The sequence below is a fragment of the Altericroceibacterium spongiae genome (genome assembly GCF_003610805.1).
In the GTDB taxonomy this organism is placed as follows: Bacteria; Pseudomonadota; Alphaproteobacteria; order Sphingomonadales; family Sphingomonadaceae; genus Altericroceibacterium; species Altericroceibacterium spongiae.
Genome location: NZ_RAPF01000003.1, coordinates 346,620 through 360,146, shown reverse-complemented (window position 1 = coordinate 360,146; position 13,527 = coordinate 346,620). Strand labels below are relative to the sequence as shown.

Here is a 13,527-nt window from a genome sequence, read left to right as displayed (position 1 = left end):
TCAGGCCTCCTCGACTTCGCGAACCACGATGCGCAGCCGGCTGAACGGCTTGAGGATGCGCGTGGATTTACCACGGCCCCGCGTGTGGAAACGCTTCATGGTGATCGACTTCCCGACGCTTGCCTCGGCAACGACCAGGGCATCGACATCGAGATTGTGATTATTCTCGGCATTGGCGATGGCAGAGGCGAGAACCTTATGCGCATCCTTGGCCATTGCCCGCTTGGAGAAGCTGAGGATGTTCAAAGCTTCTTCAGCCTTCTTGCCACGGATAAGACCGGCGACGAGGTTCAGCTTCTGTGCGGAACCACGAATCGTGGTTCCGACAGCCAGCGCCTCATTGTCGGCAACGCGACGGGGTGCTTTCTGCTTACTCATCAGCGCTTACCCTTCTTGTCGGCTGCGTGGCCCGGGAAACTGCGCGTGGGCGCAAATTCACCAAGCTTGTGGCCGACCATTTCTTCACTGACCGAAACGGGGATGAATTTGTGGCCATTATAGACGCTGAACGTCAGACCAACAAAGTCCGGCAATATCGTCGAGCGACGCGACCATGTCTTGATCGCACCACGCCCACCATTTTCCTGCGCTTCCTGCGCTTTCTTCAGCAGGTGGAGATCGACGAACGGACCTTTCCAGACGGAACGTGCCATGTTCGATTACCTCTTCTTCTTCGCGTGGCGCGAACGGATGATCATTTTGTCCGTCTGCTTGTTGTTGCGGGTCCGGGCGCCCTTGGTGGGCTTACCCCATGGCGTCACAGGATGACGACCACCGGACGTACGGCCTTCACCACCACCATGGGGGTGATCGACCGGGTTTTTCGCAACACCGCGGGTCAGCGGACGCTTACCCATCCAACGGCGGCGACCGGCCTTGGCCAGCGTCGTGTTGGTGTTGTCGGGATTGGACACGGCGCCAACCGTCCCCATGCAGTCACCACGCAGGTAACGCTGTTCACCCGAGTTCAGGCGAACGATCACCAGACCGCGGTCACGGCCGACCAACTGGACATAGGAGCCGGCGGAGCGAGCGATCTGGCCGCCCTTGCCCGGCTTCATTTCCACATTGTGGCAAATGGTGCCGACCGGCATCTGCGACAGGAGCATCGCATTGCCCGGTTTCACATCGACCTTCTCGCCGGCCACGACCTTGTCGCCGGCCTGAACGCGCTGCGGTGCAATGATGTAAGCCAGTTCGCCGTCATCATACTTCACCAGCGCGATGAATGCGGTCCGGTTGGGATCGTATTCGATGCGCTCGATCGTGCCTTCAACGTCCCATTTGCGACGCTTGAAGTCGACATAGCGATATTTCTGCTTGTGACCGCCGCCAATGCCGCGCGAAGTGACATGGCCCTTATTGTTACGGCCACCGGTCTTGCGCTTACCTTCCGTCAGCGACTTGACCGGTTTGCCCTTATAGAGCCCGGACTTGTCGACGAGGATGAGGCCGCGGCGTGCGGGGCTCGTCGGTTTATAGTTCTTGAGTGCCATCTTTTTCTAGCCTCAGATACCGCTGGTGATGTCAATCGACTGGCCTTCGGCCAGCGTGACAACAGCCTTTTTGACGTCCGTGCGCTTATAGGGAAGCCCCCGCCAGCGCTTCGACTTGCCCTTCTGCACGATGGTGTTCACACCCGTGACCTTCACATCGAACAGAGCTTCAACCGCTTCCTTGATCTGCGGCTTGGTCGCGGTGTTGGCGACCTTGAAAACCACAGCATTGTGCTCGGAAAGCAGCGTTGCCTTTTCGGTGATGTGCGGAGCAAGGATCACGTCGTAATGACGTGCGTCGATTTCCTGCTTTTTAGCCATTGAACCGCGCCTCCAGTTTTTCGACCGCTGCGCGGGTCAGCACCAGCGTGTCATGCTTGAGAATGTCGTAAACATTCGCACCGGCGGCGGGCATGACATTGACGTTGGCGAGGTTGCCGGCTGCCATACGGAAACCGTCTTCAACCGCGTCCCCGTCGATCACCAGAACCTTGCCATTGTAGCCGGCTGCACCGAATGCAGCAGCCAGGGCCTTGGTCTTGGCATCCTTCAGTTCAAGACTGTCCACTACGAACAGGCCGTCCTGGGCCTTGCTCGAAAGGGCCATCTTGAGGCCGAGAGCACGAATCTTCTTGTTCAGCGAGACATTGAAGTCCCGCTTGCGGGGGCCATGAGCTTTACCACCACCGATGAAAATGGGTGCTGCACGATCGCCGTGACGAGCGCCGCCGCTGCCTTTCTGGCGGCCCCATTTTTTACCGGTACGCGCCACATCACCGCGCTCGCGTGCCGCACGGGCTGTGCCGCGACGGTTTTCGAGCTGCCAGGTGACAACGCGATGGAGAATGTCGGCGCGCGGCTCGACACCGAAAACGGCGTCATTGAGCTCGATATCGCCCGAGGCCTTCCCGTCGAGTTTCTGGACCTTCACCTTCACGGATCAGCCCTCCTTGCCTGCGTCGGCCGAAGCGTCTGTCGCTTCTGCCGCATTGTTCTGATCTGCTGCGGGCGCTTCGTCCGCAGCGGCACTGGCCGGACCCTTCGTGTCGACAACCGCACCGGGGAACGGCAGTTCTTCCGGCTGCGACAGCTTCACGGCATCGCGCATCAGCAACCAGCCATTCTTCGCACCGGGCACCGAGCCCTTCACGAAAATCAGGCCGCGCTCTGCATCGGTGCGAACCACTTCGAGGTTCTGCTGCGTGCGCTGACGATCACCCATGTGACCAGCCATCTTCTTGTTCTTGAAGACGCGGCCCGGATCCTGACGATTACCGGTCGAACCGTGCGAACGGTGTGAAATCGACACACCATGCGATGCACGAAGACCACCGAAACCCCAGCGCTTCATCGCGCCGGCAAAGCCCTTACCCTGGGTATGGCCGGTAATGTCGACCTTCTGACCGGTGACGAAATGTTCTGCGCTGATGGTTGCCCCAACAGGCAGGAAAGCTTCTTCGCTATCAAGCCGGAATTCAGCGACCTTCATCTTCAGGGGCACTTCGGCCTTGGCGAAATGTTCGCGCTGCGGCTTCGCAACGTTCTTCTGTTTCGCTGCACCTGCACCGACCTGAAGCGCGACATAACCGTCACGCTCTGCGGTCCGCTGCGAAACGACCTGGCAATCCTCCAGCGCCAGAACGGTGACAGGCACATGCTTGCCATCATCCTGGAAGAGGCGGGTCATCCCGACTTTCTTCACGATCACGCCAGTGCGCATGATCCAATCTCCTCAAACAGAGGCCTATACGGGCCCATCCCGCATAGGCGTGCTCAGCCCAAAATATGATACATCGCCCCGTCCGGGCTGCACGTTCTCCAAAGAGAACAGACGGGGGACGCAGACCCGGATAATCCGGCGGTATCCCTATATCGCAAATCGCATTGTGTCCGACCTGCGAAGCCGAAAATGAATCGGCGGAATCTCGTGGCCGTTATCGGACGGCCGCCCGTTACTCCCAAATGGGGAGGAAATCAACCGGCTCAGGCCAGCTTGATTTCAACATTGACGCCCGCAGCGAGGTCCAGCTTCATCAGCGCGTCGACCGTCTGAGCGTTGGGCTGCACGATATCAAGCAGACGCTTGTATGTGCGAACTTCGAACTGTTCCCGCGACTTCTTGTCGATGTGCGGACCGCGGTTCACGGTGAATTTCTCGATACGCGTCGGGAGCGGAATAGGACCCCGAATAAGAGCGCCCGTGCGACGGGCCGTGTCTGCGATTTCGCCAGTTGCCTGGTCAAGCACGCGATGATCGAACGCCTTGAGGCGAATACGGATATTCTGAGCTTCCATAATCCACTTTACCGATGCGAAAGAGCCGGGAAGACCTCACGGCCTTCCATAAAAACAAGAGACCGCCCCGCCTCACTGATCCTCTTTACAGAGTGAACAGGAAGGGGCGGCCCCAATAATTCCGACCGGGCGAATCCGAAAGGACTCGCCCGGTGGAGGTGCCTATATTACTTCGAGATCTTGCTGACAACCCCAGAACCGACGGTGCGGCCACCTTCGCGGATTGCGAAGCGGAGACCTTCGTCCATGGCGATCGGAGCAATGAGCTTGACGTCGATGGTGACGTTGTCGCCCGGCATGACCATTTCGGTGCCTTCGGGAAGGATCACTTCGCCGGTCACGTCCGTCGTACGGAAGTAGAACTGCGGACGATAGTTGGCGAAGAACGGCGTGTGACGGCCACCTTCATCCTTCGAAAGCACATAGACTTCCGCGCTGAATTCAGTGTGCGGCGTAACCGAACCCGGCTTCGCCAGAACCTGACCACGTTCCACATCGTCGCGGGCAACACCACGGAGCAGAGCACCGATATTGTCGCCGGCTTCACCGCTGTCGAGCAGCTTGCGGAACATTTCGACGCCGGTCACGGTCGTCTTGGTGGTGTCCTTGATGCCGACGATTTCGACTTCGTCGCCAACATTGACCTTGCCGGTTTCGACACGGCCGGTGACAACCGTACCACGGCCGGAGATCGAGAACACGTCTTCGATCGGCATCAGGAAGTCCTTATCGACCGGACGATCGGGCTGCGGGATATATTCGTCGACAGCCTTCATCAGTTCGATGATGGAGTTCTTGCCGATTTCATCGTCGCGACCTTCAAGAGCTGCCAGAGCCGAACCCTTGATGATCGGAATATCGTCGCCGTCGAAATCATAGCTCGAAAGCAGTTCGCGAACTTCGAGTTCAACGAGTTCGAGAATTTCTTCGTCGTCGACCTGGTCAACCTTGTTCAGGTAAACCACCAGAGCCGGCACGCCGACCTGACGAGCGAGCAGGATGTGCTCACGGGTCTGCGGCATGGGGCCGTCAGCAGCGTTCACCACGAGGATGGCGCCGTCCATCTGAGCCGCACCGGTAATCATGTTCTTCACATAGTCAGCGTGACCCGGGCAGTCGACGTGAGCGTAGTGACGGGTTTCGGTTTCGTACTCAACGTGAGCCGTCGAAATCGTGATACCGCGTTCGCGCTCTTCGGGAGCCTTGTCGATGTTGGCGAAATCGACGGCAGCGCCGCCATAAACTTCAGCCATCACCTTGGTGATTGCAGCAGTCAGCGTGGTCTTGCCGTGGTCGACGTGACCGATGGTGCCGATGTTGCAGTGCGGTTTATTCCGCTCGAATTTTTCCTTCGCCATTTTCTCTTTAACCTTCTGTCTTTCAGAATCAGATTTCTGCGGGAAAGTGACGGCACCCGCTGAAACAGGCGCCGCCCCTAAACGCTTGCGCTCGCTTAGGCAAGCTTCTCCTTGACTTCAGCCGCGACATTGGCCGGCACTTCCTCATAATGAGAGAACTGCATGCTGTACTGTGCGCGACCCTGCGTGAAGGAGCGCAGCTCATTCACATAGCCGAACATATTGGCCAGCGGCACGAATGCCGTTACTGCCTGAGCGTTACCGCGCGTGTCGGTGCCCTGGATCTGACCACGACGGGAATTGAGATCCCCGATCACATCGCCGAGATATTCTTCCGGTGTGATGACTTCGACCTTCATGGTCGGTTCAAGCAGCTTGATACCGGCCTTTTGAGCCGCTTCGCGCATGGCGCCGCGACCGGTAATTTCGAAGGCCACCGTGCTGGAGTCGACGTCGTGATACTTACCGTCGATCAGCTTGATGGTGAAATCGATGATCGGGAAGCCGATCAGATAGCCGCTTTCGGCCTGCTCGCGCATGCCCTTTTCGACCGACGGAATATATTCGCGGGGAATATTACCGCCCTTGATCTGGTCTTCGAAGACGATGCCCTGGCCGCGTTCACCCGGGGTGACGATAACCTTGGCTTCACCGAACTGACCCGAACCACCCGACTGCTTCTTGTGGGTGTAGGTAACTTCGACTTCCTTCGCGAGCGATTCGCGATAGGCCACCTGCGGCGCGCCGACATTGGCTTCGACCTTGAATTCGCGCTTCATGCGGTCGACGAGAATGTCGAGGTGAAGTTCACCCATGCCCTTGATGATCGTCTGGCCCGATTCGTGGTCGGTCGAGACGCGGAAGGACGGATCTTCGGCAGCCAGACGATTGAGCGCAATGCCCATCTTTTCCTGGTCGGCCTTGGTCTTGGGTTCCACGGACAGTTCGATCACGGGATCGGGAAATTCCATCCGTTCGAGGATGATCGGTGCGCTGGATGCACACAGCGTATCCCCGGTGGTGGTTTCCTTCAGGCCGGCAATGGCGACGATGTCACCGGCAAATGCTTCTTCGATGTCCTCACGATTGTTGGAGTGCATCAGCAGCATACGGCCGATCTTTTCCTTCTTGTTCTTCACCGAGTTCAGAACCGAACCCTTGGAGAGCTTGCCCGAATAGATACGGGTGAAGGTGAGCGTGCCCACGAAGGGGTCGTTCATGATCTTGAATGCCAGCGCGGAGAACGGTTCGTCATCCGAAGACGGACGGCTCTGCTCTTCGTCACTGTCGGGCAGCACGCCGCGGATAGCCGGCACGTCGATCGGGCTCGGCATGTAATCCACAACAGCGTCGAGCAGCGGCTGAACGCCCTTGTTCTTGAAGGCCGAGCCGCACAATACCGGCACGAAATCGCGCGCCAGCGTGCCCTTGCGGATCAGACGCTTGAGGGTGGCGGCATCCGGCTCATTGCCTTCGAGATAGGCTTCCATCACATCGTCATCCTGTTCGACGACGGTTTCGATGAGCTTTTCACGATATTCGGCAGCGCGGTCCTTCAACTCGTCGGGAATGTCGACATAGTTGAATTCGGCGCCCAGACCTTCGGATTCCCACACGATGCCTCGATTGTTCACGAGATCGACGACACCCTGAAGATTGCTTTCCGCGCCGATCGGCAGGTAAAGCACCAGCGGGGTTGCACCGAGACGTTCGACAATGCTGTCTACGCAATAGTAGAAATCGGCACCGGTACGGTCCAGCTTGTTGACGAAGCACATGCGCGGAACCTTGTACTTGTCAGCCTGACGCCAAACGGTTTCAGACTGCGGTTCCACACCGGCCACACCGTCAAACACGGCAACGGCGCCGTCGAGCACGCGGAGCGAACGTTCGACTTCAATGGTGAAGTCGACGTGTCCGGGAGTGTCGATGATGTTGACGCGGTGTTCTTCGCCCTGGCCGTCTTCCGCCTTCCAGAAGGTGGTGGTGGCAGCCGAGGTGATGGTGATGCCGCGTTCCTGCTCCTGCTCCATCCAGTCCATCGTCGCGGCACCATCGTGCACTTCGCCGATCTTGTAGGACTTGCCGGTGTAGTAGAGGATACGCTCGGTCGTGGTGGTCTTACCGGCGTCAATATGCGCCATAATACCGATATTGCGATAGCGTTCGATCGGATGGCTGCGGGCCATGATGAATTCCTCGAAAAATGGAAATGGGGAGCAGTTCTGTGGAAGCCGACCCCATATAATGAAAAATATGACCGCTTAAAGACCGCCCTGCCCTGCCCCGTGCAAATACACAGACCAGCGGCAGGGGCAGCCTTGTCGCGCCCACGCCTTCTGTGGCGCTTTTACCAGCTTACCAGCGGTAATGCGAGAAGGCGCGGTTGGCGTCGGCCATACGGTGCGTATCTTCACGCTTCTTGACCGCATTGCCACGGTTGTTCGCAGCATCGAGCAGTTCACCCGAAAGGCGCGCAGCCATGGTGGTTTCGGCGCGGCCGCGAGCAGCACCGATCAGCCAGCGAATGGCCAGCGCCTGAGCGCGTTCGGGGCGAACTTCGACCGGAACCTGATAGGTCGCACCGCCAACGCGGCGGCTGCGGACTTCCACCTGCGGCTTCACATTGTTCAGCGCTTCGTGGAACATCTGCACCGGATCGGCCTTGGCGCGGGCTTCGACTGCGTCGAGAGCGCCGTAAACGATACGTTCGGCAGTGGATTTCTTACCGTCAAGCATGAGGTTGTTCATGAACTTGGACAGAACCTGATCACCAAATTTGGGATCGGGCAGGATGACCCGCTTTTCGGGACGACGACGACGTGACATTTTCGAATTTCCTTCCGGAAAACATAGCGATCCGGCCCGTTTTCCCGCTCAACCGCTGCAAAGCGCCTTTTGAGAGGCAACCGGGCGGAGAGGCAGGCCATGTAACGGGCATGACCTCTGAAACCTTACTTGGGACGCTTCGCCCCGTATTTGGAACGGCTCTGCTTGCGGTCCTTCACGCCCTGCGTATCGAGCACGCCGCGAAGCACGTGGTAACGCACACCGGGAAGGTCGCGCACACGGCCGCCACGGATCAGAACAACGGAGTGTTCCTGAAGATTGTGGCCTTCGCCGGGAATGTAGGAAATGACTTCGCGGCCATTGGTGAGACGCACCTTGGCCACTTTACGCAGAGCCGAGTTCGGCTTCTTCGGCGTCGTCGTGTAAACGCGGGTGCAAACACCGCGCTTCTGCGGGTTCTGTTCCATGGCAGGGACCTTGCTTTTGGCCTTCTGCGGAACGCGGCCCTTGCGGACCAGCTGGTTAATAGTCGGCATGAAGTACTCTTCACCTGGTTGTTCCGGCATGGCGGGATTGCCATGCCCGTGTCACCCTGTTCGGGTGGAAACCGAAATTCGCTTTCTCCCTCGCGCTGGCGAGCAAGGCTCGCAAACATGCCGGAAAAAGCGCGTTTCGGTTCAGTGTCGTGTCAGCAATGGATGGAGAAGACGCCTTTTTCACAAGGCGAAGCCGTTTCCTCCCTTCGCCCTTCCACCTCGGCGGAAATCCGGAGCGAGGCCCCGGTCAGGCGCAGCACCGGACAAACAGATGCACCAGAAGAAACGAACCGAATCACTCCACCCAGACCTTGCGGCACCGGGTTACTTTGACGGCGGCCCCATCCGGATGATACTTCACCCGACCAATAGAGACATTGGCAAATCCGCAGAAAACCATGGATTACCAATGTAAAAAGGGTTCGCACCGCCTGAGCGGGCAACCCTTTCGGGACATACCGGCAATGTTCAGCTCTATCTGACCGCAATCAGCGTACTGGCTGCGGATTGGCGGGCCTTTACGGTTTTTGGCACGCGCGGTCAAGCGAAGAGGCGATCCGCTACCGATGCGTTACAATGGTTTACATGCCATGCAGCATTGTCTTCGCCCCGGCCACAGACCCTGTCTGGCTTTATCGATCAGAGTCGCAGACTGCCGACGGCCTTTTCATCGCGAGGGGAGCGAGGCAGGCGGCGCGGCTTGCGAGACTGCTTTGTTCTGCCGGAGGGAGTCAGACCGGCTCCCGCTATACACCACGCCACCTGCCTCCGGGGAGAATGCCTGCCCCGCAAGCCTGTCCGCACACTCACCCCGCACAGGCGATGCGCCCATCGCCCGAGAGCAATACCATCAGATCTTTCAGAGGAATTGCCTTGTCGAAGCCGATTCCGGCCGAATACCCGTCACGCCAGCGGATCGAGGCGTTGGCAAAGGACATGTCACCGACTTCCACGGTCAGCAGCGTATCATCCATACTGGAAGGCACACCGGTAACCATCACGCCTTTTTGCGAAATATTGGCCACCCGAACCGTACAACGCCGATAACCCTGCCACAATATTGCCGGCAGATCGGTTGGGATGCGAATAGCACGCGGAGGAAAAGGCTGCCCATTTTCCTGACGCTCTTCCGCAATGTGGCGCAGCCCCAGCCGTCCGTTTTTCATCCAGACAACTTCAGCCCGTATGACCGGGCCGCCATCCCAATAATAAGTGATTTCACTACCCACTGCAGCATGACAGGGCGTTTCAACCTGCGCACCACTTTCCGAAATATTGCGGATGATACCGATACAGGCGCCGCTGGCCGTCTGCACGCAGCAGGGACGATAGATTGAAACATGGCGCGGTTGTTCGCGCCGTTCATTGGCTGGAGGCGCCGGGACAACACTCCCCGCCGTACTCACCGGCGCGGAAACACCTGCCAGAACCGGCCGCCTGTTGGCTGGCTGCCCGGTAAGCCGGTTATTCGGGGAAAGCCTTGCTTTCCCGCCCGTTTCATCTTGCCCCATCACACATGCCCCTGCGTGCTGCGCTCCACACCGGCCGGAACTGCCCGGCCGATCATTCTCTTGTCTTGCCGAGGAGCCTGATGCGGCTTTCTCCCGACAAAATACGCAACCCACAATATCGAGTATACACCCGATAATCGTTTACATACTACGTCAAAAGGCAATTCGTTGCACGAAAAAGTCGCTGAATAGCTGTTTTCTTAAATCAGCTTTGTAGACCTGAAATTCATTTAATGAGAAATTAAGGACTATTCCTGATTTCGACTTATCGGCCATTCATGATCGAGCAGCCCCCATATCAGGCTGTCGCGCCGCCCCAGATGCGTCGTCCAGGCTTCGCGCAGCCGCCCCTCCAGTGTGAAGCCCAGCGTTTCGAGCAGGCGGTTGGACGGCGCATTGTCGGGATCGACATCGGCATAGAGCCGGCGACGCCGCTCCGCTGCGAACAGATGGGTAATCAGCGCGCCAAGCGTCTCCCGCGCCACACCGCTTCCCTGCCGCTCAGCAGCCACAAGATAAGCGATTTCGCTCACCCCGTCTCCCCGGTCCATCGCCGCCAGACGTCCAATAGCAAGACCCTCCGGATCGTCGGCATCGATAATCGCCCAGCTTCGCCCCTCTTCCCAGCCGCTTGCCGGCACCAGCCAGTCGGCCAGCGCCTGAAGACTGACAAAAGGAGGGCAACTCCACCAGCGCATCATGGCATCGTCGGAAAAACTGGGAAATAGCGCCGCGGCATCTTCCCGGACGAGCTTGCGCAGAATGTAGCGGTCCGTCCGGATGGTCGGCGTATCCTGCGGCGCCCCGGCCCCGCTCATTCGAAGCCCAGAAAGCTGCGCAGCGCCCTGACTTTGGCCGAGCGCCATTGCGGCCGGGGGGCGACCAGCCAGTAAGCGCGCTGCCCGTCTGTCGGACCGTCAAGCACTGTCAGCCGACCTTCCCCGATCGCTTTTTCGACCAGCAACAGCGGCAGCACGGCCTTGCCCAGTCCCGCCAGCACCGAATTGAGCGCATGGCCCGCATCGCTGACCTGCAACATGGGTTCGGCCCCCTCGGGTAAAGGCGCACCGGGCCATACGATCCAGTCATCGGGCGCCCCCTCGATCGCGACCGTGACCTTGCGCGGCTCGGCCAGCCGCACACCTTCCAGATCGCCCGGCCCTTCCGTGAGGCGGAAGGCGAGATCCAGATTGGCTTCGGTGAAATCCACTTCTTCTCCACCGACGAGCTGGTAACGGATTTCCGGATTGGTCGCGCGGAACTGCGCCAGGCGCGGGGCCAGCCACTGGGCATAGAATTCGGAAGGCGCGGCGATGGTGTAGCGATGGCTCGATTGTCCGGCCTGCATGGCCTGCACGCTTTCTTCGAAACGGAGGAACCCTTCGCGCAGCGAATCGAGCCCCATCATCGCTTCATCGGTGAGTTCCAGCCCTTTACTGGTACGACGGAACAGCACGACTCCCAGCACATCTTCAAGCGCTCTGATCTGCTGGCCGACCGCGGCAGGTGTTACCGCCAGCTCATCCGCAGCGCGGGTGAAGGACAAATGCCGGGCGGCAGCGTCGAAAACGCGCAGGGCGTTGAGCGGAAGATGGGTGCGCTTCATGCGGTCTGCTTATGGAAGGGGGGACCGCTGCGCAAGAGGCTGGACGGGTCATCCGTGCGTTACAGTGCCTGAAACCTCGCTGGCGGAAACCTCGCCGGTGATGTCAGCCAGCCGTTGCCGGTGCGGCAAGCGGGAAGAAGGGAATGGCCGCTTCGAATGTGCCGCCGCCTTCCTGGCCGAATGTGTAATGCCCTTCCATCGAGCCGTGCGGCGTGCCGAGCGGGCAACCCGACACATAATCATGCGTCTCACCGGGTTCGAGCACCGGCGTTTCACCAACCACGCCTTCACCATCGACGATATGCACCAGGCCATGCGCATCGGTAATCCGCCAGTGGCGCGAGAGAAGCTGGACGACATCGTCACGCTTATTTTCGATCCGGATATGATAGACCCAGAACCACTTGCCCTGCTCTATCCGTGACTGCTCCGGCATGAAATTGACGGCGACATGCACGGCGACGCCATGGGTGATGGCAGTATGCTGAAAGAGGCTGCGGACCATATCGATCATGCTCCGAACCTAGCCTTATTCACCGGCCCTGCAACCCCCTGCCTGCCCTCCTCGGGGAAATCCTCAGTCGATCCGGCAGCATTTTCCCTTGAGCGACCAGCACAGGCCCTCACGCCTGTAATCCAGTTCCACTTCAGCGCCGAGATTATGTCGCGGAACATCGCAGATCAGCGTGGTTCCGAAACCGTGATGCTCCGGCATGGTGACCGGCGGACCGCCGCTTTCTTCCCAGCGGATCAGGAAATCGGGCTCCCCGTCCACGCATTCCCAGTGGATCGTGACATGCCCGCCATCAGCGCTCAACGCGCCATATTTGAGCGAATTGGTCGCCAGTTCGTGCAGCGCCATACCGATCACCTCGGCAGAACGCGGAGACAGCGCGCATTCCGGCCCGTCGAACGTAAATTCGCCTGCCGCCCCTTCGATAAAGCTCAGTTGCAGCCGCACCAGTTCGGCCACCGGCACTTCGCGCCATTCGCGGCGCACCAGAATATCCTGATTAACCGCAAGACTCCGCACCCGGTCTTCGAAGCGGGCGATAAAGCCCTTATCGTCTTTCGCACTGCGCCGTGCGAGCGCCTGCACCGTGGTGAGCATATTCTTGGAGCGATGGTTCACTTCCATCAGAAGCAGGCGGATCTGCTCTTCCTGCTCGCGCTGCTCGGTAATATCGGTATGCGTACCGAACCAGTAGATCACACGGTCTTCGCCATCGCGGATCGGTTTGGCACGGGTCAGGAACCAGCTGTAATGCCCGGCCACGCCGCGCATAGGGAATGTGTCTTCCCATTCCTCCCCGCTCTTCCAGCAATTTTTCAGCCCGTCACGCACACGCTGCGCATGATCGGGATGCAGGAACGGCCCCCAGCTTTCTTCACCCTGCATCTCGAACATATTGGTGCCGGTATAATCGTACCAGCGCCGGTTATACCAGATGATGTTGCCATCGGCTTCGGCGATCCAGGCGAGTTGGGAGATATTTTCCGCCATCATGCGGAACCGCGCTTCGCTCTCGCGCAAACGATTGTCGCGCGCCAGATATTCGGTGGCATCGCGCATAATCGAGGTGACACCGGTAATCTCTCCGGCACTATTGCGGATCGGCGCGGCGGTCATGGAAATATGCAGCAGCCGGCCCGACTTATGCAGCCGCCGGGTGAAGAAATGCCCGACTTTCTCGCCCGTGCGGACGCGCTCGATCATCCGGTCTTCTTCATCCATGACTTCGGGCGGCAGAAGAATATGGACCGGCTGACCGACCATTTCCTCTGCCATATACCCAAACATCTTTTCGGCCGCCGGATTCCAGGCGAGAACCCGGCCCGTCAGGTCTTTGGCAATAATCGCATCGTCAGTTCCGTTAATCAGCGCAGCATAATGGTCAAAGGGTTCAAGCATATTTCTTCCCATTGGCCTGCCGC

At 59.0% G+C, this 13,527-nt stretch carries 16 protein-coding genes; all 16 read right to left on the bottom strand.

Annotation, left to right across the window (positions count from 1 at the left end; all coding sequences use genetic code 11):
• The 16 genes from rplV to D6851_RS07580 all read right to left on the bottom strand — a co-directional run bounded on the left by rplV (nucleotide 1) and on the right by D6851_RS07580 (nucleotide 13,504).
• Nucleotides 1-378 carry a 50S ribosomal protein L22 gene (gene rplV, locus D6851_RS07655; RefSeq protein WP_120324286.1) on the bottom strand — a complete coding sequence of 126 codons (378 nt, stop codon included), beginning with the start codon at nucleotides 376-378 and terminating at the stop codon, nucleotides 1-3.
• Nucleotides 378-653 (bottom strand): 30S ribosomal protein S19, encoded by a 276-nt coding sequence (rpsS, locus tag D6851_RS07650; protein ID WP_120324285.1) that lies wholly within the window; start codon nucleotides 651-653, stop codon nucleotides 378-380. Before rpsS ends, rplV begins: the two co-directional genes overlap by 1 nt.
• Before the next feature lie 6 nt (nucleotides 654-659).
• Nucleotides 660-1,496: a 50S ribosomal protein L2 gene (rplB, locus tag D6851_RS07645; protein WP_120324284.1), complete on the bottom strand. Its 837-nt coding sequence runs from the start codon at nucleotides 1,494-1,496 to the stop codon at nucleotides 660-662.
• Between the two features lie 12 nt (nucleotides 1,497-1,508).
• Nucleotides 1,509-1,817, bottom strand: a complete 309-nt coding sequence (locus tag D6851_RS07640; protein WP_120324283.1) for a 50S ribosomal protein L23 — start codon at nucleotides 1,815-1,817, stop codon at nucleotides 1,509-1,511.
• The gene (gene rplD / locus D6851_RS07635) at nucleotides 1,810-2,433 is read right to left on the bottom strand and encodes a 50S ribosomal protein L4 (RefSeq protein ID WP_120324282.1); all 624 of its coding nucleotides are present in this window, start codon (nucleotides 2,431-2,433) and stop codon (nucleotides 1,810-1,812) included. Before rplD ends, D6851_RS07640 begins: the two co-directional genes overlap by 8 nt.
• A 3-nt stretch (nucleotides 2,434-2,436) precedes the next feature.
• Complete coding sequence (gene rplC, locus D6851_RS07630) at nucleotides 2,437-3,216, bottom strand: 50S ribosomal protein L3 (RefSeq protein ID WP_120324281.1); 780 nt, start codon at nucleotides 3,214-3,216, stop codon at nucleotides 2,437-2,439.
• Between the two features lie 263 nt (nucleotides 3,217-3,479).
• Nucleotides 3,480-3,791 (bottom strand): 30S ribosomal protein S10, encoded by a 312-nt coding sequence (gene rpsJ / locus D6851_RS07625; protein ID WP_034905023.1) that lies wholly within the window; start codon nucleotides 3,789-3,791, stop codon nucleotides 3,480-3,482.
• A 167-nt stretch (nucleotides 3,792-3,958) separates the two neighbouring features.
• Entirely contained in the window at nucleotides 3,959-5,149 is a 1,191-nt protein-coding gene (gene tuf, locus D6851_RS07620) for an elongation factor Tu (protein ID WP_120324280.1), read from the bottom strand.
• Between the two features lie 95 nt (nucleotides 5,150-5,244).
• Nucleotides 5,245-7,338, bottom strand: coding sequence for an elongation factor G (fusA, locus tag D6851_RS07615; protein ID WP_120324279.1), 2,094 nt, complete (start codon nucleotides 7,336-7,338; stop codon nucleotides 5,245-5,247).
• Between the two features lie 169 nt (nucleotides 7,339-7,507).
• The gene (rpsG, locus tag D6851_RS07610) at nucleotides 7,508-7,978 is read right to left on the bottom strand and encodes a 30S ribosomal protein S7 (RefSeq protein WP_120324278.1); all 471 of its coding nucleotides are present in this window, start codon (nucleotides 7,976-7,978) and stop codon (nucleotides 7,508-7,510) included.
• Nucleotides 7,979-8,103: 125 nt separating this feature from the next.
• Nucleotides 8,104-8,475, bottom strand: a complete 372-nt coding sequence (gene rpsL / locus D6851_RS07605) for a 30S ribosomal protein S12 (protein ID WP_047820267.1) — start codon at nucleotides 8,473-8,475, stop codon at nucleotides 8,104-8,106.
• Nucleotides 8,476-9,281: 806 nt separating this feature from the next.
• Nucleotides 9,282-9,986 (bottom strand): PilZ domain-containing protein, encoded by a 705-nt coding sequence (locus tag D6851_RS07600; RefSeq protein ID WP_120324277.1) that lies wholly within the window; start codon nucleotides 9,984-9,986, stop codon nucleotides 9,282-9,284.
• 248 nt (nucleotides 9,987-10,234) lie between these two features.
• A complete protein-coding gene (locus D6851_RS07595) occupies nucleotides 10,235-10,804 on the bottom strand; it encodes a GNAT family N-acetyltransferase (protein ID WP_120324276.1) in 570 nt (189 codons plus the stop codon).
• On the bottom strand, nucleotides 10,801-11,592 hold the full coding sequence (locus D6851_RS07590) for a LysR family transcriptional regulator (protein WP_120324275.1): 792 nt from the start codon (nucleotides 11,590-11,592) through the stop codon (nucleotides 10,801-10,803). The genes D6851_RS07595 and D6851_RS07590 overlap by 4 nt, the downstream gene beginning before the upstream one ends.
• 103 nt (nucleotides 11,593-11,695) lie before the next feature.
• Complete coding sequence (apaG, locus tag D6851_RS07585) at nucleotides 11,696-12,097, bottom strand: Co2+/Mg2+ efflux protein ApaG (RefSeq protein WP_120324446.1); 402 nt, start codon at nucleotides 12,095-12,097, stop codon at nucleotides 11,696-11,698.
• Between the two features lie 72 nt (nucleotides 12,098-12,169).
• Nucleotides 12,170-13,504 carry a sensor histidine kinase gene (locus D6851_RS07580; protein ID WP_120324274.1) on the bottom strand — a complete coding sequence of 445 codons (1,335 nt, stop codon included), beginning with the start codon at nucleotides 13,502-13,504 and terminating at the stop codon, nucleotides 12,170-12,172.
• Between the last annotated feature and the right edge of the window lie 23 nt (nucleotides 13,505-13,527).